General features: G+C 61.2%; 21 protein-coding genes. 11 read left to right on the top strand and 10 right to left on the bottom strand.

Going from position 1 to position 24,192, the window contains the following annotated elements:
* Window positions 1–392 precede the first annotated feature (392 nt).
* The 3 genes from hrpB to PH558_RS14000 all read left to right on the top strand — a co-directional run bounded on the left by hrpB (window position 393) and on the right by PH558_RS14000 (window position 4,861).
* Entirely contained in the window at window positions 393–2,858 is a 2,466-nt protein-coding gene (gene hrpB, locus PH558_RS14010; RefSeq protein WP_285205024.1) for an ATP-dependent helicase HrpB, read from the top strand.
* 47 nt (window positions 2,859–2,905) lie between these two features.
* On the top strand, window positions 2,906–4,198 hold the full coding sequence (locus PH558_RS14005; RefSeq protein ID WP_174718616.1) for an ActS/PrrB/RegB family redox-sensitive histidine kinase: 1,293 nt from the start codon (window positions 2,906–2,908) through the stop codon (window positions 4,196–4,198).
* A 75-nt stretch (window positions 4,199–4,273) separates the two neighbouring features.
* On the top strand, window positions 4,274–4,861 hold the full coding sequence (locus tag PH558_RS14000) for an ActR/PrrA/RegA family redox response regulator transcription factor (RefSeq protein ID WP_095433439.1): 588 nt from the start codon (window positions 4,274–4,276) through the stop codon (window positions 4,859–4,861).
* Between the two features lie 60 nt (window positions 4,862–4,921).
* Here the strand turns inward: PH558_RS14000 and PH558_RS13995 are convergent, their stop codons facing one another.
* Window positions 4,922–5,509, bottom strand: coding sequence for an MmcB family DNA repair protein (locus tag PH558_RS13995; RefSeq protein WP_244575254.1), 588 nt, complete (start codon window positions 5,507–5,509; stop codon window positions 4,922–4,924).
* Between the two features lie 181 nt (window positions 5,510–5,690).
* On the opposite strand from PH558_RS13995, the gene PH558_RS13990 reads away from it, so the two are divergent.
* The gene (locus tag PH558_RS13990; RefSeq protein ID WP_095436107.1) at window positions 5,691–6,365 is read left to right on the top strand and encodes a L,D-transpeptidase; all 675 of its coding nucleotides are present in this window, start codon (window positions 5,691–5,693) and stop codon (window positions 6,363–6,365) included.
* A 266-nt stretch (window positions 6,366–6,631) separates the two neighbouring features.
* Here PH558_RS13990 and PH558_RS13985 read toward each other — a convergent pair whose 3' ends face one another.
* The 6 genes from PH558_RS13985 to hslV all read right to left on the bottom strand — a co-directional run bounded on the left by PH558_RS13985 (window position 6,632) and on the right by hslV (window position 15,788).
* Window positions 6,632–8,800 carry a malate synthase G gene (locus tag PH558_RS13985; RefSeq protein WP_285204950.1) on the bottom strand — a complete coding sequence of 723 codons (2,169 nt, stop codon included), beginning with the start codon at window positions 8,798–8,800 and terminating at the stop codon, window positions 6,632–6,634.
* 117 nt (window positions 8,801–8,917) lie between these two features.
* Entirely contained in the window at window positions 8,918–10,921 is a 2,004-nt protein-coding gene (locus PH558_RS13980; RefSeq protein ID WP_285204949.1) for a hydantoinase/oxoprolinase N-terminal domain-containing protein, read from the bottom strand.
* A gap of 353 nt (window positions 10,922–11,274) precedes the next feature.
* Window positions 11,275–12,669 (bottom strand): cytochrome P450, encoded by a 1,395-nt coding sequence (locus PH558_RS13975; protein WP_113408446.1) that lies wholly within the window; start codon window positions 12,667–12,669, stop codon window positions 11,275–11,277.
* 119 nt (window positions 12,670–12,788) lie between these two features.
* On the bottom strand, window positions 12,789–13,742 hold the full coding sequence (locus PH558_RS13970; RefSeq protein WP_285204946.1) for a DUF1402 family protein: 954 nt from the start codon (window positions 13,740–13,742) through the stop codon (window positions 12,789–12,791).
* Between the two features lie 163 nt (window positions 13,743–13,905).
* Window positions 13,906–15,216 (bottom strand): ATP-dependent protease ATPase subunit HslU, encoded by a 1,311-nt coding sequence (gene hslU / locus PH558_RS13965; protein WP_113233575.1) that lies wholly within the window; start codon window positions 15,214–15,216, stop codon window positions 13,906–13,908.
* A 44-nt stretch (window positions 15,217–15,260) separates the two neighbouring features.
* The gene (gene hslV, locus PH558_RS13960) at window positions 15,261–15,788 is read right to left on the bottom strand and encodes an ATP-dependent protease subunit HslV (RefSeq protein WP_095433433.1); all 528 of its coding nucleotides are present in this window, start codon (window positions 15,786–15,788) and stop codon (window positions 15,261–15,263) included.
* A 213-nt stretch (window positions 15,789–16,001) separates the two neighbouring features.
* Here hslV and hisB point away from each other — a divergent pair, with 213 nt between their 5' ends.
* The 7 genes from hisB to coaA are packed head-to-tail and all read left to right on the top strand — an operon-like array spanning window position 16,002 to window position 20,667.
* Window positions 16,002–16,610 carry an imidazoleglycerol-phosphate dehydratase HisB gene (gene hisB / locus PH558_RS13955; RefSeq protein ID WP_015338215.1) on the top strand — a complete coding sequence of 203 codons (609 nt, stop codon included), beginning with the start codon at window positions 16,002–16,004 and terminating at the stop codon, window positions 16,608–16,610.
* Between the two features lie 23 nt (window positions 16,611–16,633).
* On the top strand, window positions 16,634–17,128 hold the full coding sequence (locus PH558_RS13950; RefSeq protein ID WP_285204943.1) for a DUF2628 domain-containing protein: 495 nt from the start codon (window positions 16,634–16,636) through the stop codon (window positions 17,126–17,128).
* Window positions 17,129–17,130: 2 nt separating this feature from the next.
* On the top strand, window positions 17,131–17,781 hold the full coding sequence (hisH, locus tag PH558_RS13945; RefSeq protein WP_285204942.1) for an imidazole glycerol phosphate synthase subunit HisH: 651 nt from the start codon (window positions 17,131–17,133) through the stop codon (window positions 17,779–17,781).
* A gap of 26 nt (window positions 17,782–17,807) precedes the next feature.
* Entirely contained in the window at window positions 17,808–18,551 is a 744-nt protein-coding gene (gene hisA / locus PH558_RS13940; protein WP_113408450.1) for a 1-(5-phosphoribosyl)-5-[(5-phosphoribosylamino)methylideneamino]imidazole-4-carboxamide isomerase, read from the top strand.
* Window positions 18,548–19,336 (top strand): imidazole glycerol phosphate synthase subunit HisF, encoded by a 789-nt coding sequence (gene hisF, locus PH558_RS13935; RefSeq protein WP_113233580.1) that lies wholly within the window; start codon window positions 18,548–18,550, stop codon window positions 19,334–19,336. The genes hisA and hisF overlap by 4 nt, the downstream gene beginning before the upstream one ends.
* 13 nt (window positions 19,337–19,349) lie before the next feature.
* Window positions 19,350–19,664 (top strand): phosphoribosyl-ATP diphosphatase, encoded by a 315-nt coding sequence (locus PH558_RS13930; protein WP_113250781.1) that lies wholly within the window; start codon window positions 19,350–19,352, stop codon window positions 19,662–19,664.
* Between the two features lie 7 nt (window positions 19,665–19,671).
* Entirely contained in the window at window positions 19,672–20,667 is a 996-nt protein-coding gene (coaA, locus tag PH558_RS13925; protein ID WP_285204940.1) for a type I pantothenate kinase, read from the top strand.
* Window positions 20,668–20,670: 3 nt separating this feature from the next.
* Here the strand turns inward: coaA and PH558_RS13920 are convergent, their stop codons facing one another.
* The 3 genes from PH558_RS13920 to PH558_RS13910 all read right to left on the bottom strand — a co-directional run bounded on the left by PH558_RS13920 (window position 20,671) and on the right by PH558_RS13910 (window position 23,847).
* Entirely contained in the window at window positions 20,671–21,279 is a 609-nt protein-coding gene (locus tag PH558_RS13920) for an alpha-ketoglutarate-dependent dioxygenase AlkB family protein (protein ID WP_285204939.1), read from the bottom strand.
* Between the two features lie 276 nt (window positions 21,280–21,555).
* A complete protein-coding gene (gene arfB / locus PH558_RS13915) occupies window positions 21,556–21,990 on the bottom strand; it encodes an alternative ribosome rescue aminoacyl-tRNA hydrolase ArfB (protein ID WP_285204938.1) in 435 nt (144 codons plus the stop codon).
* Between the two features lie 246 nt (window positions 21,991–22,236).
* Complete coding sequence (locus PH558_RS13910; RefSeq protein ID WP_285204937.1) at window positions 22,237–23,847, bottom strand: phosphoenolpyruvate carboxykinase; 1,611 nt, start codon at window positions 23,845–23,847, stop codon at window positions 22,237–22,239.
* Between the last annotated feature and the right edge of the window lie 345 nt (window positions 23,848–24,192).

Below are 24,192 nucleotides of genomic sequence, written 5' to 3'. Positions count from 1 at the left end.
ATCGGGCTTATAGACCCTACCTCCGAACCAAGTCAACACTCCAACTGTAAAAATTCTGACATTTTTGTAACTGACTGATTTACAATGGCAATTTGTGGGCGCGATCAAAATATTGGAGATTTTTTCGCGGGCGGCCGCGATTTTGGGATTCATTTTACGCCGACTGCCGGAATCTCCCGGATAAGTGCTCCCAAAGAGCTACTTGTGCCTGTTGCAAGCATCGAATCCGGCTCGCATTGCCAGCCGGACACCCAGGACCTAATAGACATCGAGAGATTGAAGGGAGCGGATATGATGCTTCTCGATAAAAGGCGGGCGCATGCGGCGCCGACCCGGCAAATGCGCGCTTTCGCCCATAGACATATGCGGAGCGGGCAGGCGTGACATATAGAGTGCCCTCATTACCGGAACTGCCGGTCTCGCATGTGCTTGCCGATATCGTTGCGGCGCTCGCTGAAGAGCGGCGTGCCGTACTCTCCGCACCGCCCGGCGCGGGCAAGACGACACTCGTGCCGCTTTATCTATTGGGCGAGGCGTGGCGCGGCGATGGCAGAATCATTCTTCTGGAGCCGCGACGGCTGGCGGCAAGGGCCGCCGCTGCCCGCATGGCCTCGCTGCTTGGCGAACAGGTTGGCGATACTGTCGGCTATCGGATGCGGCTCGACAACCGCATCTCCGCCAAGACCCGCATCGAGGTGGTGACGGAAGGTGTGTTTGCGCGGATGATCCTCGACGACCCCGAACTCTCCGGCATCTCCACAGTCATCTTCGATGAATTTCACGAGCGCTCGCTGGATGCAGATTTCGGACTGGCGCTGGCGCTCGATGTGCAATCGGCGCTACGCGACGATCTGCGCATCCTCGTCATGTCGGCGACATTGGATGTGGAGCGTGTCGCGACTCTGCTTGACCATCCGCCCGTCATCGAAAGCATGGGCCGCAGCTTCCCGATCGATATCCGTCATCAGGATCGGCCAGTGGGAGAGCGCATCGAGGATACGGTGACGCGGACGATACTCGATGCTCATGCGCGCGAGCAGGGCTCGATCCTCGCCTTCCTGCCGGGGCAAGCGGAAATCACCCGCACGGCGGAGCGCCTTGAAGGGCGATTCGGGCTGGGGACAGTGATTGCGCCGCTTTACGGCAATCTCAGCCAGAAGGAGCAGGATGCGGCAATTCGGCCAGCGCCGCAGGGCACGCGCAAGATCGTGCTGGCGACCTCGATCGCCGAGACATCGATCACGATTGACGGCGTGCGCATCGTCATCGACAGCGGATTGCAGCGACTGCCCGTGTTCGAGGCTTCCACCGGCATTACACGGCTCGAAACGGTGCGCGTGTCGCGCGCCTCGGCTGATCAGCGCGCCGGCCGCGCCGGACGAACCGAACCGGGCATCGCCATCCGCCTGTGGCATCCGGGACAGACGGCGGCGCTTCCGGCCTTTACGCCGCCGCAAATCCTTTCCAGCGACCTTTCGGGCCTAGCGCTCGATCTTGCCCATTGGGGCGTGCAGGATCCGGCAACGCTTTCTTTCGTCGACCAACCGCCGGCAACGACGCTTGCCGAAGCACGAGCCCTGCTGCGGCAGCTGGGTGCGCTCGACGCGGACAACGGGCTGACGGCGCGCGGCCGGCTGATGCGCGAGCTCGCCCTGCCGCCACGGCTGGCGGCGATGGTGATTTCGGCTGGCGAATTCGGCCAGGCGCGCGAAGCGGCGCTGCTTGCCGTACTACTGACGGAACAGGGGCTCGGCGGATCGAGCATCGACCTGGAAGACCGGCTGCGACGCTTCAAGACCGAGAAGGGTGAACGAGCCGAGGCTGCGCGTCGTCTCGCCGGGCGTCTCGCTCAAGCGGCCGGTAGCAACGGCAGCACCCCTTCCTCTACTCCTCCGCTCGCCGGCGCGCTACTGCTGCATGCCTTTCCCGACCGCATCGCGCTGCAGCGCGGCGGGCGGGGACGTTTCGTCATGGCCAATGGGCGCGGCGCAGAATTGCCGGAGACCGAGCGGCTTGCCGGCTCCCAGATGCTTGTCATCGCCGACCTGACCGGACGTGCGGCGCAGGCGCGCATTCTTGCTGCGGCGGAGATTTCGCGCGCCGATGTCGAAGAGCATTTGCCGGGCGAGATCCGCACCGAAGATCAGAGCTTTTTCGACAAAGCGAGCCGTCAGGTGCGCGCACGACGGGCAACGCGGCTCGGCGCCATCATCTTCGAGGAAACGCCCCTGCCGCGGCCCAGCGGTGAACAGGCGGCCAAGGCGCTCGCCGAGGGCATACGCGAACTCGGGATCGGTGTCCTGCCGTTCTCCAAGGAAGCCACGCAACTGCGGGACAGGATCGGCTTCTTATACAGGACGATCGGCGAACCCTGGCCCGATATGAGCGAGGAGGCGCTGCTTGCTCGGCTTGACGAATGGTTCATGCCGTTTCAGCCTGACACGCGCGGCCTCTCCGATATCTCCGCCGGCGGCCTTTCCAATGGGCTTATGTCGCTGGTGTCGCACGAGCTGCAGCGCGATCTCGCCAGGATGGCACCGACACATTTCGAGGCGCCCACCGGCCAGCGCCATCCCATTCAATATGATGGCGAGGAACCACTCTTGACCATTCGCGTACAGGAGCTCTTCGGACTGAAACAGCATCCGGCCATCGGCGGCGGTAGATTGCCGCTGGTGCTGGAATTGACATCACCGGCACATCGCCCGATCCAGACGACGCGCGACCTGCCGGGCTTCTGGGCCGGATCCTGGAAGGATGTACGCGCCGATATGCGCGGCCGCTACCCGAGGCACCCCTGGCCGGAAGATCCGGCCCAGGCCTTGCCGACGACACGCGCCAAGCCAAGGGGGACCTGACGATGGCACGCTTCTTCCGGGGACTGGAAAAGCTCTCCGAAGCCGAAATGAAGGCGCAGGAGGGCCACCATACCAGCCGGCGGCTAAGGCTGCAGACGCTGGTGCGCCTGCGCTGGCTTGCGGTCGGCGGTCAAACGGTGACTGTGATGATAGTCGCCTTCTGGCTGAAATTTCCCATGCCGCTCCTGCCCTGCTGCGTGCTGATCGCCTGCCTTGCCTGGATCAACTTCTTCCTCACCCTGCGCTATCCGCCGACGCACCGGCTGGAGCCGCCGGCAGCCTTCGCGCTGCTCAGCCTCGATCTCCTGCAGCTCTGCGGGTTGTTGCTGATCACCGGCGGGCTTGCCAATCCCTTCTCGGCGCTCGTCTGCGTGCCCGTCATCATCTCCTTCGCATCGCAGCCGATCCGCTACAGCATGCCGCTCATCGTACTTGCGATGATCTGCATTACGGGTCTGGCATTCTCTCCCTTCCCCCTGCCCTGGTATGAGGGCGTTTCGGTCAGCGTGCATAGCGTCATGCAGCTGGGCGTGTGGTGCTCTATCGCCTCCACCATGGCCTTTGCAGCCTTTTATGCGTATCGCGTCTCCATGGAAGCCTCGCAGCTTGCAGATGCCCTTTCGGCGACGGAGCTGGTGCTGCAGCGGGAAAAGCACCTGTCGCAGCTCGACGGGCTGGCGGCGGCGGCGGCGCACGAGCTCGGCACGCCGCTGGCGACGATCAGCGTCGTCGCCAAGGAGATGGAGCGGGAACTGCGCGAGGACGATCGCTTCCGGGAAGATGTGGCGCTGCTGCGCAGCCAAAGCGAGCGCTGCCGCGATATTCTCAGGCGGCTGACGACGCTCTCCTCGGAAGACGAGGCGCATATGCGGCGGCTGACGCTTTCCTCGATGATGGAGGAGGTGATCGCGCCGCATCGCGAGTTCGGGATCAACCTGGAATTCATCGAGAAGAGCCCGCGGGCGGGCGAACCTGTTCTGTCACGCAATGCCGGCATCATGTATGGCCTCGGCAACCTCATCGAAAATGCGGTCGATTATGCCCGCAAGACTGTGACGGTGACGGTGGAATACACCGCCGAAACTCTGACTATTATCATCGAGGACGATGGCGGCGGTTACTCGCCTGAAATACTGGCACGGATCGGCGAACCCTATGTCACCTCACGCCAGCGGGACGACACGGCAGGCGGCCTCGGGCTTGGGCTCTTTATCGCCAAGACGCTGCTCGAGCGCTCAGGTGCCACCCTTTCCTTCGGCAATCGCGATCCGGAGACGCCGGGGGCGCGCGTCCGCGTCGAATGGCCGCGCGTGTTAATCGACAGTAATTCGACAAAATGATTTTCGCGGCTTAAAACTGCCTTCGTCAAAATCGGTTGAATATGCAGGCGGATGGTCGCCGGGATAGAAGATAAAATGACGGATAAGGAAAGCTTTACCTCACAGACCGGGGCCAAGGATGCTGAGGCCCATATCGGCCCGGATGCTACATTGCTGATCGTCGATGACGATGGTCCCTTTCTGCGCCGACTGGCGAGGGCAATGGAGGCACGCGGCTTTGTAGTCGAGACGGCGGAATCGGTGGCGGAAGGCGTTGCCAAATCCAAGGCGACCCCGCCGAAATATGCCGTGGTCGACCTTCGCCTCGGCGACGGCAACGGGCTCGATGTGATCGAAGCCATCCGTCAGCGGCGCGACGACACGCATATCGTGGTGCTGACGGGCTATGGCAACATCGCGACGGCGGTCACCGCCGTCAAGCTCGGCGCGCTCGACTATCTCGCCAAACCCGCCGATGCCGACGACGTCTATGCCGCGCTGACGCAGCGCCCCGGCGAGAAGGCCGAAGTGCCCGAAAACCCGATGTCTGCGGACCGCGTGCGTTGGGAACATATCCAGCGTGTCTATGAAATGTGCGAGCGCAATGTTTCCGAGACGGCCCGGCGCCTCAACATGCATCGCCGGACGCTGCAGCGCATCCTTGCCAAGCGGGCGCCGAAATAGAGCATACTTTTGCCTCTGGAGAAGGACGCTGTAAGCGCGTGTTGCAAAAAACACTCGAAGCTAAAGCTCCTCGCCCCCCTCATCGGCGTCCTGAGCTATCGAAGGGCGGGCACCGACCGGGGTCGAGCCACCGGTCTCGACTCGTCCTTCGGACCCCCGAGGGGAGAAGGCAAAATCTTTACCCGTTGCCCACTCGGCCAGCATTAGGCGCTGGGCGGCGGCACGTGAGAAATTGAGCGTCACGGACTTGCGCGTCGCCGGCGGCAGGCGATGCTCCGGCGCCTCGCGCAGCATGTGGGCGCCGTAACCATCAGACAGAAACAGCCCGCAATCCTCCGGGAAGATGTCCAGCGGCACGTCCTTGTGCGTCGCGAAGAACATCCGGTCGCAATGCTGCCGGTATTCGGGCCATTTGCGGTCGACGCGGAAATCCTCGATCGAGGTCTTGATCTCGATGATCCAGATCTCGCCCTTCTCCGAAAGGCTGATGAGATCGGCGCGACGACCACTGGCGAGCGGCAGCTCGGGTAGCACGGCGTGACGCATGTCGTGCAGTAATAGTTGCACGCCTTTGCGTACAAGCATGGCCCGCTCCGACTGCCGGCCGTCTATTAACGGATTGTTATTGTAAACGTTCAAAATCGTCATGAATTGTCTCGGGGACAGGCCTGGCGTTGTTGCAAAAAAACCATGTCCTTCTAATTTGCGCGCCGGCGCTATTTTTGTAGGGCCAGAGCAGCTTGCAAAGCCAAGTTTAATGGAAAATAAACTTTAGACAAAGATGGTTTACAGCCATCCGTTTCCCGCCACGAAAATTCAAGAGACTTCCATGCGCATCCGTAATGCTATGACCGCACTCGGCCTTGTCGCAATGCTCGCATCGGCTGGCTATGCCACCACCGCCGCAGCAGCGCCGGCCGCTACCGCAAATTCGGCCACCGAAACCATCAAGACGTTCGATGGCGACTACGGCGTGACGACCGACAATGGCTTTCAGCTGCCGGCGATCCCGATCCAGAAGGTGAAGCCGCAGTTCCGCCGTCAGATCGTCGAATACAAGACGGATGAAGCTGAAGGCACGATCATCGTCAATACGCGCGAGCGTCATCTCTACTACATCCTCGGCAATGGCGAAGCGATGCGCTACGGCATCGGCGTCGGCAAGCAGGGCTTTTCCTGGTCCGGCACCGCATACGTAGCCTGGAAGCAGGAATGGCCGAATTGGCATCCGCCGAAGGAAATGGCTGTCCGCCGTCCGGAAATCGCCAAATATGTTGATGGCGGCATGAACCCGGGCCTTTCCAACCCGCTCGGCGCACGCGCCATGTATCTCTACAACGAAAAGGGCCAGGACACGCTGTTCCGCTTGCACGGCACGCCGGAATGGGCCTCGATCGGCACCGCTGCCTCCTCGGGTTGCATCCGCCTGATCAATCAGGACGTGATCGATCTTTACAGCCGCGTTCTTCCGGGCCGCAGCACCAAGGTCATCGTGATCCAGTAATCACTGGACATTCGGATTGAAAAAGGCCGCCGGATACCGATCCGGCGGCCTTTTTGCTTGAGGGATTTCGGATCGATCCCAACCATCAGACCCGCCCTCGTCCTTCGAGGCTTCGCCTTTTGCTGCGCGCCTCAAGATGAGGGCTAACCTTTTTTCGCTGGCCGCAACAATCTCTCCACCTTCTCCTGAGGTGCCTTGCCGTCAAAGCCTCAGCGCAGACGACAAGACCTCGAAGGATTGTGATGGCCTCCGACGGAGGACGGAGCTTATCCCGCCTGCTTTGCCTTCAGCTCGATGCGGCGGCGATGCAGGACCGGTTCGGTATAGCCGTTCGGCTGCTCGCGCCCTTTGAGGACGAGATCGAGCGCGGCCTGGAAAGCAACCGAACCGTCGAAATTGCCTGACATGGCGGTGTAGTTGGGATCACCGGCATTCTGCTGATCGACGACGGCGGCCATACGCTTCATCGTTTCCAGAATCTGCGCTTCGGTGATGACCTTGTGGTGCAGCCAGTTGGCCATGTGCTGCGCCGAGATGCGCAAGGTGGCGCGGTCTTCCATGAGGCCGACATTGTTGATGTCCGGAACCTTGGAGCAGCCGACGCCCTGGTCAACCCAGCGCACGACATAGCCGAGAATGCCTTGGCTGTTGTTGTCGATCTCCCGCTGGATTTCCTCCGGCGTCCAGTTGGGCCGCGAGGCGACCGGTACGGAGAGAATGTCGGAAAGCTTTGCGCGGGCGCGGCTTTTCAGGCTCTTCTGCACGTCGGCGACGTTGACGCGATGATAATGCGTGGCGTGCAGCGTCGCTGCCGTCGGGGAAGGCACCCAAGCGGTGTTGGCGCCAGCCTTGGGATGGGCGATCTTCTGCTCGAGCATGGCCGCCATCAGGTCCGGCATGGCCCACATGCCCTTGCCGATCTGGGCATGGCCCGACAGGCCGCATTCCAGGCCGATATCGACGTTCCAGTTCTCATAGGCACCGATCCAGGCCGCCTGCTTCATGTCGCCCTTGCGGATCATCGGGCCTGCTTCCATCGAGGTATGGATTTCATCGCCGGTGCGATCGAGGAAGCCGGTATTGATGAAGACGACGCGCTCGCGGGCGGCGCGGATGGCTTCCTTGAGGTTGACCGTCGTGCGGCGCTCCTCGTCCATGATGCCCATCTTGATGGTATTGCGCGGCATCCCGAGCAGGTCCTCGACGCGCGAGAAGATATCGACCGCGAAGGCGACTTCTTCGGGGCCGTGCATCTTCGGTTTGACGACATACATGGAGCCGGTGCGGGAATTCTTGCGGCGGCCATTGGGGCCGATGTCATAGAGCGCGATCAGGCCGGTGATGGCGGCATCCATGATGCCTTCCGGCACCTCGTTGCCATCACGGTCGAGAATGGCCGGATTGGTCATCAGGTGGCCAACATTGCGCACCAGCATCAGCGAGCGGCAATGCAGATCGAATGTACTGCCGTCCGGCGCCGTATAGGTGACATCAGGATTGAGCTGGCGGGTAAAGGTCTTGCCGCCCTTGGCGACTTCTTCCGTCAGATCGCCCTTCATCAGGCCGAGCCAGTTGCGGTAGACCTCCACCTTGTCCTCGGCATCGACGGCCGCGATCGAATCCTCGCAGTCCATGATGGTCGTGATCGCCGATTCCAGGCGGACATCGGAAATGCCGGCCAGGTCGGTCTTGCCGATGGCGGTGCTCGTGTCGATGACGATTTCGATATGGATGCCGTTCTGCTTCAGCAGGATATGAGTCGGAGTAGCGGCATCACCGAGATAGCCGGCGAAATGGCTGCCATCGGCGAGCTTTACAACGCCGCCATCAATCGTAACCGCCAAGGCGCCATCCTTTACGGCAAAGCCGGTGATATCCTTCCAGCTTGCGCCATCAAGCGGCACGGTGGAATCAAGAAAATCACGAACCCAGGCGATGACCTTCTCGCCGCGCTTGGGATTGTAGCCCTTACCCTTTTCGGCGCCATCGGTCTCCGGAATGGCATCGGTGCCGTAGAGGGCATCGTAGAGCGATCCCCAGCGGGCATTGGCCGCGTTCAGGGCATAGCGGGCGTTCATGACGGGAACGACGAGCTGCGGGCCGGCAATCACTGAAATTTCCGGATCGACATTGGCAGTCGAGATCGTGAAGGCTGGCCCTTCGGGCACGATATAGCCGATCTCGCGCAAGAAGGCTTCATAGGCGGCGAGATCGACGGGCGCGCCGTTCTTGCGGTACCAATTGTCAAGCGCTGCCTGTATGCGGTCGCGCTTGGCGAGCAGCTCACGGTTCCTCGGCGCGAGATCGTGCACGATCTTGGAAAAACCGGCAAAGAACGTCTCGGCGTCCACGCCCGAACCCTGTAGCGCCTCCCTGACGAGGAAATCGTAGAGGACCTGTTCGATCTGAAGCCCGTGTTTTTCAATGCGGCTCATGCCATATACTCCTCAAGGCCTTCTACGGCTCAATTTTTACATGTTGCCACTTTGCTCACGGTTTCACTTCTGTCAATTTGGCAATGGTTCGAAAGATTTATGCCTCCATGGAAACAATCAATCCATAGCGATTCGGGGACGGCCCGTGGCGGTCGCCACGAACCGGGCCTCGATCAGCTTGCGACTGCCTTCCACCTCGGGCGCATCCACCTGCTCATCCAGTGTCACGACGAGGTCGACCGCGCCATTCAGCCTTGCCTGCGCCGTTGCAGCTTCGATCGCCCGCGCGCGGGCATCGGCGAAACTGTGGCCCTCGTCGGTAAAACGCAGGCTCTCGCCGGCACCATTCAGCACATAAATGCCATCCTCCGGCATGGTGATGAAGACGGTGACGCTGGTGCGGACCTGCCCGACGACGGCACCGATGGCATTTGCCACGTCCGAATCGCCGGGAATGGCGCTCTCGGTCGCCAGCATCTCGGCAATAGCGGGATAATAGACCGGAGCGGAAGCGCCGAGGCCGACCAGCGGCCGATCGAGCGAAATGGCGAAGCGGGCGATCCCCGGCGCACGGCGAAGGGCGCGATCGATGGAGATGGATTTTGCGGGGTCCAGATCGGCCACGCCATCTTCGGCCAAGCAGGCGGCAAGAATGACGTCAGCCGATTGGCGGGTAAGACGATCAACGATCTTCTGCGCCAGCTCTTCGACGGACATCGCGATCGGGCGTCCTGACCCATCTTTCAGCCGCATCGCCAGGGCCAGCCCGAGGCGGGCCGCTTCAACGTTCCATTGCCCCTGCCCACCGAGCACATGCATGGCGTCGGAAGGCGTCAGGCCGCTCAGATGCACGAGACCGCGCGCGACAAGCCGATCCAGCGTCGCCTTCTGCGACGTCATCGCCAGAAGCTTATCGAGCGCCACGGGCACGCTGCCGATGCGATCAAACAGGGCCTGCTCTGGCCCGGTGAGGCCGCTTGCAAGATGATCGGGTACGCCGGTGCGGAGCGCAAAGCGGCCGGCGTTGCGGGCGAGATGCGTCGCCCGCAGCTGCTGCTCCAACACCTCTAGCACGGCGGCCCCATGCATGTGAGCGGCGAGGCTGAGTGGCAGCAGGCGGCGCGGGCCGAGTTCGAAAGCGGCGACGAGGCCGCGATCGTTGATTTTGACTTCGGAATCGCCGCCAAGGCCATAAGTGCGCATGGCCACGGCCTCGACCATGGTGCGATAGCCTCCGACCACGGCGCCATCGGCATCGAGACGCGGCCTACCATCCTCCATGACGGCGACGTCGGTGGTGGTGCCGCCGATGTCGGAAACGACGGCATTATCGAGACCGGTGAGATAGCGGGCGCCGACGAGACTTGCGGCGGGACCGGACAGGATGGTTTCAATCGGCCGGAGCTTGGCTTCATCGGCCGAAATCAAGGCGCCATCGCCGCGCACCACCATCATCGGCGCGGAGATGCCGCGCGTCGCCAAAAACCCTTCGCAGGCGCCAACGAGGCGATCAATCATCGACACGAGTCGGGCATTCAGCAGCGTCGTCAGGGCGCGGCGCGGCCCGCCCAATTTGGAAGAGAGTTCATGGCTGCAGGTGACCGGCAGATGCGAGATTTCGCGGATGCAATCGCGCACCCTGATTTCATGAGCCGGATTCCGCACAGCGAAATAGCCGGCAACGGCAAAGGACGACACAGATTTGGCCAGTTCCGGAAGCGCAGCGCGCAGCGCGGTCAGATCGAGCGGATTTTCATTGCCATGCACATTGTGGCCACCGGGGAGATAGAGCACGGGATCGGACCCCAACGCTTCCGCAAGACCATCACGCTTGAGATCATCCGGCCCGAAGCCGATCATGATGAGACCGGCGCGACCACCCTGCCCTTCGACCAGCGCATTGGTCGCAAGCGTCGTCGACAGCGAGACTAGGCCGATCGCTGAGACGGGAATGCCAGCCTTGGCAATGACGGCATCGACGGCGCCGGCAATGCCGACAGCCAGATCATGCCGCGTGGTCAGCGATTTCGCCTTGGCGATCACGCCATCGGTTTCATGAAAGAGAACGGCATCGGTATAGGTTCCACCCGTATCGATGCCGAGCAGGAAGTGAGATGTCACGAGATATGGAACCTCTGAGTTAGGCGATGAATATGAGCTTCCACTATGTCGATTATGACGGAAGCGAAGTGGCAAGCGCGGAGCCTATCTCGCCCTTGGCGGGCGAGAAAGCAATTTCATTGGTTTAGGAATTGCGGCACCGGAAGTTCCACACGTCCAAAACTTGGCGTAATTTCTAAATCATTGAAATTGCAAGAGCGGGGGTCCGTTTCTCGCTCAAATGATATCAAGATTCGGTGCATCCCTACCTACCCCCGCCCTTGCAGTTTCTAAGAATTAGACGAGGGACAAGCCCTCGTCTAATCCCAAGAAATTGCTTTCCCGCCCGCCAGGGGCGGGATAAAGCCCGCACGCTACCGCCTCGTAACCCGCATCGGCAAACCGCCGCGTGGCTGGGTCGTCAGCTTCTGCACCGGCCACGGATTGGTTTCTTCGGTCAGGTCGAAGCGGAAGCGGCGCATCATCACGGCGAGGGCGATGACCGCTTCCTGAAGCGCGAAGGTCGCGCCGATGCAGACGCGGGGGCCTGCGCCAAAAGGCAGATACTGGAAGCGATTGATCTTGGCGCGGTTTTCCGGAAGAAAGCGCTCCGGCATGAAGGCGCGCGGCTTTTCCCAATAAAGCTCATGGCGATGCAGCGTCCAGGGCATGATGAGGACGGTGATCCCCTTCTCCATCGTCACGCGCTCGCCCGTGGCGCTTACCCATTCGTCATCGGCGATGGCGGCGCGATTGATCGACGGTGCCGGCGGATAGAGGCGCATCGCCTCCTCAAAGGCGGCGCGAACATGCGGCATCAGGTCGAGCCAGGCGACCGGCTCGGCATCGGTTGCGAGCACGCGGTCGATTTCCTCTTCCATGGCATCGCGAATATGCGGGCTGTTGGCGACGCAATAGAGCGTCCAGGCAAGGGCACGGGCTGTTGTCTCGTGGCCTGCGCCGATGAAAGTGAGGATATTGTCCTCGATCTCCTCCATGGTCAGTCCATCCGGACCGGCCTTTTCGAGCAGCAGCGTCAGAAAATCATCCGGCGCACTGGCGCGATCCCGACGCATCTTGTCCAGCCGCTGATCCATGGTGGTGCGGACGATGCCGCGGAATTTGTCGAGCACGCGCTGGCCGCCGATGCGGGTGATGCGCGGCACCCAGGCAGGTGCGCGCAGGAGATCCATGGGGTCGACTCTGCCCATGCGATGCAGGAGCTCATTGACCTCATCGGCGAAATGCTCGCCTTCGGTGACGATTTCGCCGGAAAACAAGGTCTCCGCCAGAATGGCGAAGGTCAGCTCGGTCATGTCGGCAGCGATATCGAACACCCCGCCTTCCTTGCCGATATCATCGTATTTATGCAGATAGTCCAGGCTTTGGCTCAGCATCTGGCCGGCGAAACCCTGGGCATGGCGCGGCGTGAACACCGGCGCCACCGCCTTGCGCGAGCGCTTCCAGACCGGCCCCTCCGCCGTCAGTAGGCCATCGCGCAGAATGGGCCGGAGTACGAGCTGACGGATATCGGCCATGCGGTAGTTGGCGGCATTGTCGACCAGAACATGCTTGATCAGGCCGGGATCATTGACGATGAGCGTCCGCTCGTTGAAGAACTTGGTCTTGATCCAGGGCAGCGTATAGGAGGGCTCGCCCCAGAGTTCGAGCGGATTGCGCAGGATCGTGCGGATGATCGTCAATCGCGATGGCGGCACGGTGCGCGGGATCGGTGCCGGTGGGGAGAAGGCTTCCGGAATCATGTCCATCAGATCAATTCTCCTCGAAAAGCAGCCATTGCCGAACGAACGCAGTCAGAGCGGCGCACCCATTCGATATGGCGAACGCCGCCTGCGAAATCCAGACGATAAAACGTCGCGCTGCGCGCTTATAAAAGCGACTTCAGGTCGCTGAGCTTATCATTGATGAGCCAGCCATAGTAATTTTCTTCCGGCCAGACTGGCTGCGAAGAGCCGCGGTTCTTGGCAGCAAGGGCAGCAGCGCGCTTGCGGGAATTGCCGAGATTGTAGAGTGTCGCGGTAATGCCCGGATTGCCCGAAATATCCATGCCGGCGATCGAGCGATAGTCGTCGATCGACTTGCGGATCGAGGCGGCGACGAAAGCGAGCGACAGATCGGGGTCCATGATCGCCTTGTAGACGCCGCCGGCATCCTTCTCATTCAGCTTCGGGATGCCCGAGGTGCGGCTGACGAGATCCGACAGCTCAAGCGCCGTCAGCGGATTGACTTGGCCGAGGCCGAAGGTCTGGCCGGCATAGAAGGGCTGGAAGAAGACGGCGCTGAAGCGATTGTTAGGATAGGACTTGCCGCCAACCGTCTTGCCGCGGAAATCGTCTTCCCAGACATCCTCGCGGCAGGTCCAGAGACTGTAGGAATCTTGCCTGCCCTTGCAGGCATCGAATTGCGGCCTGGCCACGAAATCATCGACGTTTTCGCCGTTGTAGGCGAAACGGAAGCTCTGGCCGGCATAGGAGGCAGCCTTGACGTAGTAGGATTGCAGGCCGTCATAGGCGTCGACATTGTAGGTATGCTCGCCGACCAGCGCGCCGATGATGTGGATCGGATCAATGCCGTAGGCGCGTGCCGTCGACTTGATCTTTGCCATCAGCTTCGTATCGGTCGCCAGCAGTTCCCGCACCTTCTGGTACTTGCGTTCAAAGGTCGAATTCGTGCCGCGCGTACGCCGGACGGAGGCACCGGGAACCGGCGGCTGCTCGGCATTGCGGTTGCCCGGCGGCACCACGGTCGCCGCATCCGCATAGGCTGGTATCCAGGAGAAGCTGGCGACCGCCAGAAGAAGGGTGATCAGTATGCGTCGCAAGATGGCCGTCCTGTTGAAGTTTCAACCGATGTTTCCGAGCGACGGACTGGCGGACAATCTTGGCCGAATAAAGCCATCCGACATAAGGAAACGGGCCCCTAACTAAAAAGTTAACGGCCCGTTGTCGAGTATTTACTGTTTTAGATCGCCTTCACCCGCCGGCTTACAGAATGAAGCGGGACAGATCGGTGTTCGTTGCGAGGTCGCCGACATGCTCGCGGACATAGGCGGCATCGATAGTCACCGATACGCCGGCACGATCCGAGGCATTATAGGAGATCTCGTCCAGCACCCGCTCCATGACCGTCTGCAGGCGACGGGCGCCGATATTCTCGACGGTGGAGTTCAGATGCACGGCAACATCGGCGAGCGCGTCGATGGCATCGTCGGTGAAGTCGAGCTTCAGGTCTTCCGTTTCCATTAGCGCCTTGTACTGGCGGATGAGGCTTGCCTGCGGTTCGGTCAGGATGCGGCGGAAGTCTTCCTTGGTCAGCGGACGGAGCTCGACCCGGATTGGCAGGCGGCCCTGCAGTTCCGGCAGAAGATCCGAAGGCTTCGAAACGTGGAACGCGCCGGACGCAATGAAGAGGATATGGTCGGTCTTGACCGGACCATACTTCGTCGAAACGGTCGTACCTTCCACAAGCGGCAGCAGGTCACGCTGCACGCCTTCGCGGGAGACGCCGGCACCCATGCCGCCGTCGCGGGCGGCGATCTTGTCGATCTCGTCGAGGAAGACGATGCCGTCATTTTCGGCCGATTGCACGGCTTCGCGCTGGATCGCCTCGTTGTCGATCAGCTTGTCGGACTCGTCGCGGATCAGCTCCTTGTAGGAATCCTTGACGGTCGTGCGTACCTTCTTCGTACGGCCGCCCATGGCCTTGCCGAACATTTCGGAGAGGTTGAGCACGCCGATATTGGCGCCGGGCATGCCGGGGATTTCGAAGCCGCCGGGCATGCCGGAGCCGGTATCGGCCACTTCTATATCGATTTCCTTGTCGTCGAGCTGGCCGTCACGCAGCTTCTTGCGGAAGCTGTCGCGCGTTGCCGGCGAGGCGGTGGCCCCAACCAACGCATCAAGCACGCGCTCTTCGGCGCTCATATGCGCCTTGGCCTGCACTTCGGCGCGCTTCTTTTCGCGCACCAGGCCGATACCGACTTCGACGAGGTCGCGGATGATCTGCTCGACGTCGCGGCCGACATAGCCGACTTCGGTGAATTTCGTGGCTTCGACCTTGATGAAGGGCGCGCCGGCGAGCTTGGCAAGGCGGCGGGAGATTTCCGTCTTACCGACACCGGTCGGGCCGATCATCAGGATGTTCTTGGGCATGACTTCGTCGCGCAGTTCCGGCTCGAGCTGCTGGCGGCGCCAGCGATTGCGCAATGCAATCGCCACGGCGCGCTTGGCCTCATGCTGGCCGACAATATAGCGATCAAGCTCGGAAACGATCTCGCGGGGGGAAAAAGTGGTCATTTCGTATGTTCCCTGTCAGGGCTGGAAACTATCAAGAGAGGAACTTAGGCTTCGGCATCGAGCGTTTCGACGACCACGTTATGGTTCGTGTAGACGCAGATGTCGGCAGCAATATCGAGGGCGCGGCGGGCGACGTCTTCAGCCGATTTGTCGCTGTCCATCAGCGCGCGTGCGGCGGCGAGCGCGAAATTGCCGCCGGAGCCGATCGCCATGGCGCCGTGTTCGGGCTCGAGCACATCGCCGTTGCCGGTGATGGCGAGCGTTACTTGTTTGTCGGCAACCAGCATCATGGCTTCGAGGTTGCGCAGATATTTGTCCGTCCGCCAATCCTTGGCGAGCTCGACGGCGGCGCGCATCAGCTGGCCGGGATATTGTTCGAGCTTCTTTTCGAGGCGCTCGAGAAGAGTGAAGGCATCGGCGGTCGCGCCGGCGAAACCGGCGATGACATCGCCCTTGCCGATGCGGCGAACCTTGCGCGCATTGCCCTTCATTACGGTCTGGCCAAGGCTCACCTGGCCATCACCAGCCATCACCACCTTGCCACCCTTACGAATAGTTACGATTGTCGTCATTTAACACCTGTTTGCCCCCGTTTCGGCGGGCTTTCTGCCGGGCCGCGTATCGGCCCCGTCAGCACCTATGTAAGAGGGGTTTTGGCGATTGCAAATGGCAACCGCGCCCGAATAAGGGCGTCAAGCCGGCTAAACGCGTAAGGCCCTTGCGTAACTTCTGGATATTTCCCGATACGCCTGATAAGGAACGGCCGTATTCCGATGGAGCAGCCCATGGCAGAGACCGCAGCGAGCCGCACGGCAAGCGTTTCCCGCAAGACCAACGAGACCTCGGTCTCCGTTTCCGTCAACATCGACGGCAGCGGCAAATCGACGATTTCGACCGGGGTGGGCTTCTTCGACCACATGCTGGAACAGCTGTCGCGCCATTCGCTGATCGACATGGAAATTGACACCAAGGGCGACCTGCATGTCGACGATCATCATGCCGTCGAGGATACCGGCATCGCGATCGGCCAGGCCATTGCCAAGGCGCTGGGCGACCGGCGCGGCATCACGCGCTATGCCTCGATCGACCTCGCCATGGACGAGACGATGACGAAGGCTGCCGTGGATCTTTCCGGTCGGCCCTTCCTCGTCTGGAACGTGTCGTTCAGCGCGCCGAAGATCGGCACCTTCGATACCGAGCTGGTGCGCGAATTCTTCCAGGCCTTAGCGCAGAATGCCGGCATCACCTTGCATATTCTCAATCATTATGGCGCCAACAATCACCATATAGCCGAGACATGCTTCAAGGCCGTTGCGCGCGCATTGCGCACCGCAACCGAGATCGATCCGCGGCAGGCAGGCCGGGTGCCTTCGACGAAAGGCACGCTCGCCTGACCCCATTTTGGGGAATTGAGGAAATGGCAAGCTATCTAATTTTGTCTCCGCCCGGAGCATCGAACCGGTCCGAAGTAGCGGATCGGTATCACGATGACACGCGATTCATCCGCGACGGCTTTTCGTGGACGGCGTTTCTGTTTCCGACGCTTTGGATGCTCTTTCATCGGCTGTGGCTGCATGTAGTCGCCGCCATTCTGCTGCAGGGCATCGCGCTGGAGCTGATGCGGCAGCCCGGCTTTTTCGCCGCCGGGGCCGCGCTTCTGCTTGGTGTCCATGCCCTTGCGGCTCTCGAGGGTCGGCATGCGGCCACCGATCGTCTCATCAGCCGCGGCTGGAAGGTTGAAAACCTCGTCTCGGCACACGATCTGGCGACTGCAGAGGAAATCCACTTTTCACAGCTGGAACAGGCGCCAAACCCGAATATCCATTCGAAGAATTGGGATATCCCGGCCACCAACACGAATACCCGCCCAGGCCCAAGCTTCGGCCTTCCCGGCTATGACGGAGGACGCTGACGATGCGCGTTGCGATTATAGACTATGGTTCCGGCAATCTGCGCTCGGCCACCAAGGCTTTCGAGCGGGCTGTCCGTGAAACGGGTATCGACGCCGAGATCGACCTGACCGATGACGCCGAGCGCGTCGCCACCGCCGACCGCATCGTGCTTCCCGGTGTCGGCGCCTATGCCGATTGTCGGCGTGGCCTCGATGCCGTGCCCGGCATGGCGGAAGCCGTCGTCGAGGTCGTGGAACACAAGGCCCGTCCCTTCCTCGGCATCTGCGTCGGCATGCAGCTGATGTCGTCACGCGGGCTGGAAAAGACGATCACGAAAGGCTTCGGCTGGATCAAGGGCGACGTCAAGGAAATGACGCCCAGCGACCCCGGCCTGAAAATCCCGCAAATCGGCTGGAACACGCTGGATATCCGCCACCCGCATGCGCTCTTCGACGGAATCGAGACCGGGCCTGGCGGCCTGCACGCCTATTTCGTCCATTCCTACCATCTGTCCGCCGACAATGGCGATGATGTCATCGCGACGACGAACTACGGCGGACCGATGACCGCTTTCGTCGGCCGGGACAACATCGCCGGCGCGCAATTCCATCCGGAAAAGAGCCAGAAACTCGGCCTTGCCCTGATCGCCAATTTCCTGCGCTGGAAGCCGTAACGCCTAGCGCTCCAAGGACAGACATCATGATTCTTTTTCCCGCAATCGACCTCAAGGACGGCCAATGCGTGCGCCTCAAGCTCGGCGACATGGAGCAGGCGACCGTCTACAACCCCGATCCCGGCGCCCAGGCAAAAGCCTTTGAAGACCAGGGCTTCGAATGGCTGCATGTCGTCGACCTCAACGGCGCCTTCGCCGGCGAGACCGTCAACGGCGCTGCCGTCGATGCCATTCTCAAGGCGACAAAGAACCCGGTGCAGCTCGGCGGCGGCATCCGCACGCTCGACCACATTGAAAACTGGTTGTCGCGCGGGCTCGCGCGCGTCATTCTCGGGACGGTGGCCGTGCGCGATCCGGCGCTTGTCGTCGAGGCTTGCAGGCGGTATCCGGGCCATATTGCTGTCGGCATCGATGCCAAGGGCGGCAAGGTAGCGGTCGAGGGCTGGGCCGAGGCTTCCGAACTCGGCGTCATCGAACTCGCCAAGAAATTCGAGGGCATCGGCGTTGCCGCGATCATCTATACCGATATCGACCGCGACGGCATTCTCACGGGGATCAACTGGGATTCGACCTTGGAACTGGCCAATGCCGTTTCCATCCCCGTCATCGCCTCCGGCGGCCTTGCCTCGCTCGACGATATCAAGCGCATGACCCAGCCGGACGCCCGTAAACTGGAAGGTGCGATTTCCGGCCGCGCGCTTTATGATGGCCGGATCGATCCGAAAGAGGCATTGGCCCTGATCAAGCAGGCCAAGGAGGCAGCGCAATGACCCTGAAAGCCCGCGTCATCCCCTGCCTCGACGTCAAAGACGGCCGCGTCGTCAAGGGCGTCAATTTCGTCAATCTCGTCGATGCCGGCGATCCGGTCGAGGCTGCCAAGGCCTATGACGCGGCCGGCGCCGACGAGCTCTGCTTCCTCGATATCACTGCCTCCTCCGACAATCGCGACACCATTTTCGACGTGGTGGCCCGCACCGCCGAACAATGCTTCATGCCCGTCACCGTCGGCGGCGGCGTGCGCACCATCGCCGATATCCGCAAGCTTCTGCTCTGCGGCGCAGACAAGGTTTCGATCAATTCGGCGGCGGTCAACAATCCAGATTTCGTGGCCGAGGCGGCCGACAAGTTCGGCAATCAGTGCATCGTCGTTTCCATCGACGCCAAGCGGCGGCGGACCGAGGCGCTCGGCGGCGACAATCTGAGCGCCTGGGAGATCTACACCCATGGCGGCCGCAACGCGACGGGCATCGACGCCGTCGATTTCGCCCGCAAGATGGTCGAGCGCGGCGCCGGCGAGCTGCTCGTTACCTCCATGGACCGCGACGGTACCAAAGTCGGCTATGATTTGGAGCTGACACGGGCGATCGCCGATGCGGTGCGCGTTCCGGTCATCGCCTCCGGCGGCGTCGGCGATCTCGACGACCTCGTCGCCGGCGTGAAAGAAGGCCACGCGACGGCGGTGCTTGCCGCTTCGATCTTCCATTTCGGCACCTATTCGGTGGGCGAGGCGAAGCGCTACATGGCCGAGCGCGGCATTCCCATGCGGCTGGATTAGGAGACAGCGAGCGATGAGCGGATTTACCCTTTCCGACCTCGAACGAATCGTCGAGGAACGCTCCAAGGCCTCGCCGGACGAATCCTGGACGGCAAAGCTTTTTGCCGCCGGCCAGCCGAAAGCCGCCAAGAAGCTCGGCGAAGAGGCGATCGAGGCCGTGATGGCCGCGGTCACCAACGATCGCGACAATCTTACCTACGAGGCCGCCGATCTGCTATATCATCTTATGGTCGTATTGAAGATTGCCGGTATTCCGTTAGAGAATGTCATGGGTGAGCTCGAAAGGCGCACCGCCCAATCCGGCCTTCAAGAGAAGGCAAGCCGGTAAAAACGCAATGACGATAGCGACCAAGACCGAGCCAACACACGAGACGCTCGATATTTTCCAGGCGAAAGCCTATTCGCCCTATTATTTCTTCTCTTCCGAAGAATGGGCGAAATTTCGGGCCGACACACCGCTGACGCTGACCGCCGACGAGGTGACGCGGCTGCGCTCGATGGGCGATCCGATCGATCTCGACGAAGTTCGGCGCATCTATCTGTCGCTATCGCGGCTGCTGTCCTCACATGTGGAATCCTCGCAGATCTTGTTCGAGCAGCGCAATCGCTTCCTCAGCCTTTCCGATATCGCCAAGACGCCGTTCGTCATCGGCATCGCCGGATCGGTCGCCGTCGGCAAATCCACCACGGCCCGCATCCTGAAGGAACTGCTGGGCCGCTGGCCATCGAGCCCGAAGGTCGATCTCGTCACCACGGACGGCTTTCTCTATCCGAACGCCGAGCTGCAGCGCCGCAACCTGATGCAGCGCAAAGGCTTTCCGGAAAGCTACGATACGGCGGCGCTGCTGCGCTTCCTCTCGGCGATCAAGGCCGGCCAGCCGAATGTGCAGGCGCCCTCCTATTCGCACCTCGTCTATGACGTGCTGCCGAACGAATTCAAGACGGTCGACCGCCCGGATATCCTGATCTTCGAAGGCATCAACGTGCTGCAATCGCGGCATCTGCCCGCCGACGGCAAGATCGTGCCGATGGTCTCGGATTTCTTCGACTTCTCGATCTATATCGATGCCGACGAGGAACTGATCCACAACTGGTATGTCGCCCGTTTCATGCGGCTGCGCGAGACCGCCTTCCGCGACCCCAACTCCTTCTTCCACCGCTACGCCTCGATCAGCGAGGACGAGGCGCTGGCGATCGCCGAGGGGCTGTGGAAGAACATCAACCTGAAGAACCTGCGCCAGAACATTTTGCCGACGCGGCCGCGCGCGGACCTCATCCTGCAGAAGGGCAAGAATCACCTGACCGAGCAGGTAGCGTTGAGGAAACTCTGAGGCTCAGGGCTGGACGCGCCTGAGCGTCAGATTGATCCGCCCGCCGTTCTTCAGCAATGTCGAGGTTGCCGGATAGATGCGATCGACACCGTGAAAACACAGTCTTCCCTCGCCGCCGAGAACGACGATATCGCCACTCGCGAGCTTGAAGGATAGCGTGCGATCATTGCGGCTGAGACCGCCGACCCGAAAGAGGCAGGTGTTCCCCAGCGAGATCGAGAGCACGGGCGCCTTGAGATCCTGCTCGTCACGATCCTGATGCAGGCCCATGCGGGCATCGTCGCCATAGAAATTGACGAGACAGGCTTCCGGCGGCTTTTCATAGCCTGCTATATCGCGCCATAAATCCAGCAATTGCGATGGCATGGCCGGCCAGAGGCGACCGGTAACCGGGTGCGTCGGCTGATAGCGATAGCCGCGCTGCTTGTCCGTCACCCAGCCGAGCGAACCGCAATTGGTCATGCGCACGGACATTTCCTTGCCGGTGCCTGGCATGACCGGTGTGTAGAGTGGCGCTTCGGCCACGACGTCGCGAATCGTCTCGATGAGCACTTCCTGAGCGGGGCGGTCGAGATATCCGGGCAGATGACGAATTCCGTTGGGAAGCAGCATTTTGGTTTCCTACGATGATGCCGGTCAGGTGAGCATGTCATTGCCGAACTATTGTGCCTGGCCCCTCTCCCGGCAAGCGGGGCGAGGGGGTCCATCGTGACCGACCAACTCGTCACGAGCAGAGAGCTTTCGTTGTTTAGCGCTGTCGTCCGTTCTCCCCGCATTGCGAGGAGAAGGTTAGAATGAGGGACCGGGCCCAGAGTTACGGCAACACCGAACTTGCCTGACAAACCTCATTTATCCAGCCAAATCAAAACTGCAGCCCGAAAACCAAACCTAGTCGCCGCCGACCTTGCCGCGCATCTTCTTGACCTCGGAACGCCCGGATTTCTCCTTCAGCCGGCGCTCGATCGACCCCTTCGTCGGCTTGGTCTTCCGGCGCGGCGGCGGCGGCGGAGCGGCGGCTTCGAGGATCAGGTCCTTCAGCCGCTCGCGCGCATCTTCGCGATTGCGATCCTGGCTGCGGAAGCGGCTGGCCTCGATCATCAGAACGCCATCTTTGGAAACTCGCCGGCCAGCGAGCCTGATCGCATTCGCCTTGACGCGATCCGTCAGCGACGGGGAGTTCTGGACGTTGAAGAAAAGCTGGACTGCGGTCGCGACCTTGTTGACGTTCTGGCCGCCGGGACCGCCCGCCAGAACGAATTGTTCCGTCAGCTCCCAGCCGGCAATCGTGATCCGGTCGTTGATGTAAAGCGCTTCGCTGGCCATGTTTTTCTCCGCGCCTGTCTATCCCACATTGATGCGCGGTTGAAAATATAGTTGTGGCGAGTTTGAGGCCGCCTCGTTCTTCGAGGCATTTCAGCGCGTCGCGCTGGAATGCGCCTCAGGATGAGGACGGAGTGAGCTGTTGCTTCTGCGAAAAAGACTAGCCCTCATGGTGAGGAGGCCTGAAGGGCCGTCTCGAACCACGAGGGCGAGTGGGTCTCACGTGAGTCATTGCTCCCGTGAGATTACTTACTCCGCTGCGACGGGAATCCCTGGTGCCGCATCGCGGACATTGCCATCCACATGATCCTCGAACTTGGCGAAGTTGGTGACGAACATCTGCACCAGCTTGCTGGCCTGCGCATCATAGGCTTCGCCATCGGCCCAGGTGGAGCGTGGGTCGAGGATGGCGGTATCGACGCCGTCGACCGCGACCGGAACCGCAAAGCCGAAATTCGCATCGGTGCGGAACTCGACATTGTCGAGATCGCCCTTCAGGGCGGCGGCGAGCAATGCGCGCGTCGCCTTGATCGGCATGCGACGACCCGTGCCGTAGGCACCCCCGGTCCAGCCGGTGTTGACCAGCCAGCAACGGGCGCCGTGGCGGGCGATCAGCTCCTTGAGCAGGTTGCCGTATTCGGCCGGATGGCGCGGCATGAAAGGAGCGCCGAAGCAGGTCGAGAAGGTGGCTTCCGGCTCGACGACGCCCTTTTCCGTGCCGGCGACCTTGGCGGTGTAGCCGGACAGGAAGTGGTACATCGCCTGATCCGGCGTCAACTTGGCGATCGGCGGCATAACGCCGAAAGCGTCTGCCGTCAGCATGATGATCGTCTCGGGATGACCGGTGATGCCGGATTCCGAAGCATTCGGGATGAAATGCAGCGGGTAGGCGCTGCGGGTATTTTCCGTCAGCGAACCGTCGTCGAGATCCGGCCTACCGTGCTCGTCGAGTACGACATTTTCCAGGACGGTGCCGAAACGACGAGTCGTGGCGTAGATTTCAGGTTCGGCTTCGGCCGAGAGGCGGATGGTCTTGGCGTAGCAGCCACCTTCGAAGTTGAAGATACCGTTTTCGCCCCAGCCATGCTCGTCGTCGCCGATCAGCGTACGAGTCGGATCGGCCGAGAGGGTTGTCTTGCCGGTGCCCGACAGCCCGAAGAAGATCGCGGCATCGCCTTCGGGACCGACATTGGCCGAGCAATGCATCGGCATGACGCCGCGTTCCGGCAGCAGGTAATTCAGGACGGTGAAGACCGATTTCTTCATTTCGCCGGCATAGGAGGTGCCGCCGATCAGCACGATGCCATTGACGAGATCGCAGGCAATCACCGTTTCCGTGCGGCAGCCATGGCGCTCCGGATCGGCGCGGAAGCTCGGCAGGTCGATGATCGTCAGCTGCGGCACGAAGCTTTCGAGATCAGAGCGATCGGGGCGGATCAGCAGGTTGCGGATGAACAGCGAGTGCCAGGCGAATTCGGTGATGACGCGCGTCGGCAAAGCATAATCGACGTCGGCGCCGCCGATCAGATCCTGCACGAAGAGGTCTTTGCCGCGGGCATGGGCCAGCATATCCTCATGCAGGAGCTCGAAATGCTCCGGCGACATCGGCTTGTTGTTATCCCACCAGATCTGGTCTTCCGTTGTGGCATTGCGCACCACGAACTTGTCCTTCGGAGAACGACCGGTGTGCTGGCCGGTTAAGGCCCTGAGCGCGCCATCGGCGGTTAGATCGGCTTCGCGACGGCGAATCGCCTCTTCGTAAAGATGAGCCTCCATGAGGTTGTAACGCACACTGGCGGCGGCTCCCAGGCCGATCGATCCCAGTTCAGTCGCGGGATTGCGGACGCCGAATTGCTCCATCACTTTTTCCTCTACAAAGGGGCTTGGCCGTTAGAACTAACTAAAGCGTAGAGGGCTCTTTTTAAAAGCACAAGAGCAGGAAGAGAAAAATATTTAATGATATCAGTTATTTAATCGATTTAAATAAATTTCCTCGATTTTAAATCGTTTGAATAGATGGTGGCGGGACGTCATGCCACACAACCCCTGCGCAAGGGTTTTTCCTCACAACAATCCTCCCCTTTATCTTTGCCACAATTTGTTCCACCTTTATCCCCATAAGCGCGCCAGGTTACCGCCGACCGAGCTGGCAGACCGCCTGGGCTGGATTCCAAATCCGGGAGACGCGCACTGATGACGGAGACG

It is taken from the genome of Rhizobium pantanalense (assembly GCF_030182525.1).
Classification (GTDB): Bacteria; Pseudomonadota; Alphaproteobacteria; order Rhizobiales; family Rhizobiaceae; genus Rhizobium.
This window is presented reverse-complemented; position numbering and strand designations above follow the sequence as displayed.

Bases quoted from the DNA above. Each gene is read 5' to 3' on its own strand.
- PH558_RS14005 (WP_174718616.1), top strand. From the start codon at position 2,906: ATGAAGGCGCAGGAGGGCCACCATACCAGCCGGCGGCTAAGGCTGCAG.
- PH558_RS14000 (WP_095433439.1), top strand. From the start codon at position 4,274: ATGACGGATAAGGAAAGCTTTACCTCACAGACCGGGGCCAAGGATGCT.
- PH558_RS13995 (WP_244575254.1), bottom strand. From the start codon at position 5,509: ATGACGATTTTGAACGTTTACAATAACAATCCGTTAATAGACGGCCGG.
- PH558_RS13990 (WP_095436107.1), top strand. From the start codon at position 5,691: ATGCGCATCCGTAATGCTATGACCGCACTCGGCCTTGTCGCAATGCTC.
- PH558_RS13985 (WP_285204950.1), bottom strand. From the start codon at position 8,800: ATGAGCCGCATTGAAAAACACGGGCTTCAGATCGAACAGGTCCTCTAC.
- PH558_RS13975 (WP_113408446.1), bottom strand. From the start codon at position 12,669: ATGGACATGATTCCGGAAGCCTTCTCCCCACCGGCACCGATCCCGCGC.
- hslU (WP_113233575.1), bottom strand. From the start codon at position 15,216: ATGACCACTTTTTCCCCCCGCGAGATCGTTTCCGAGCTTGATCGCTAT.
- hslV (WP_095433433.1), bottom strand. From the start codon at position 15,788: ATGACGACAATCGTAACTATTCGTAAGGGTGGCAAGGTGGTGATGGCT.
- hisB (WP_015338215.1), top strand. From the start codon at position 16,002: ATGGCAGAGACCGCAGCGAGCCGCACGGCAAGCGTTTCCCGCAAGACC.
- PH558_RS13950 (WP_285204943.1), top strand. From the start codon at position 16,634: ATGGCAAGCTATCTAATTTTGTCTCCGCCCGGAGCATCGAACCGGTCC.
- hisH (WP_285204942.1), top strand. From the start codon at position 17,131: ATGCGCGTTGCGATTATAGACTATGGTTCCGGCAATCTGCGCTCGGCC.
- hisA (WP_113408450.1), top strand. From the start codon at position 17,808: ATGATTCTTTTTCCCGCAATCGACCTCAAGGACGGCCAATGCGTGCGC.
- hisF (WP_113233580.1), top strand. From the start codon at position 18,548: ATGACCCTGAAAGCCCGCGTCATCCCCTGCCTCGACGTCAAAGACGGC.
- PH558_RS13930 (WP_113250781.1), top strand. From the start codon at position 19,350: ATGAGCGGATTTACCCTTTCCGACCTCGAACGAATCGTCGAGGAACGC.
- coaA (WP_285204940.1), top strand. From the start codon at position 19,672: ATGACGATAGCGACCAAGACCGAGCCAACACACGAGACGCTCGATATT.
- PH558_RS13920 (WP_285204939.1), bottom strand. From the start codon at position 21,279: ATGCTGCTTCCCAACGGAATTCGTCATCTGCCCGGATATCTCGACCGC.
- arfB (WP_285204938.1), bottom strand. From the start codon at position 21,990: ATGGCCAGCGAAGCGCTTTACATCAACGACCGGATCACGATTGCCGGC.
- PH558_RS13910 (WP_285204937.1), bottom strand. From the start codon at position 23,847: ATGGAGCAATTCGGCGTCCGCAATCCCGCGACTGAACTGGGATCGATC.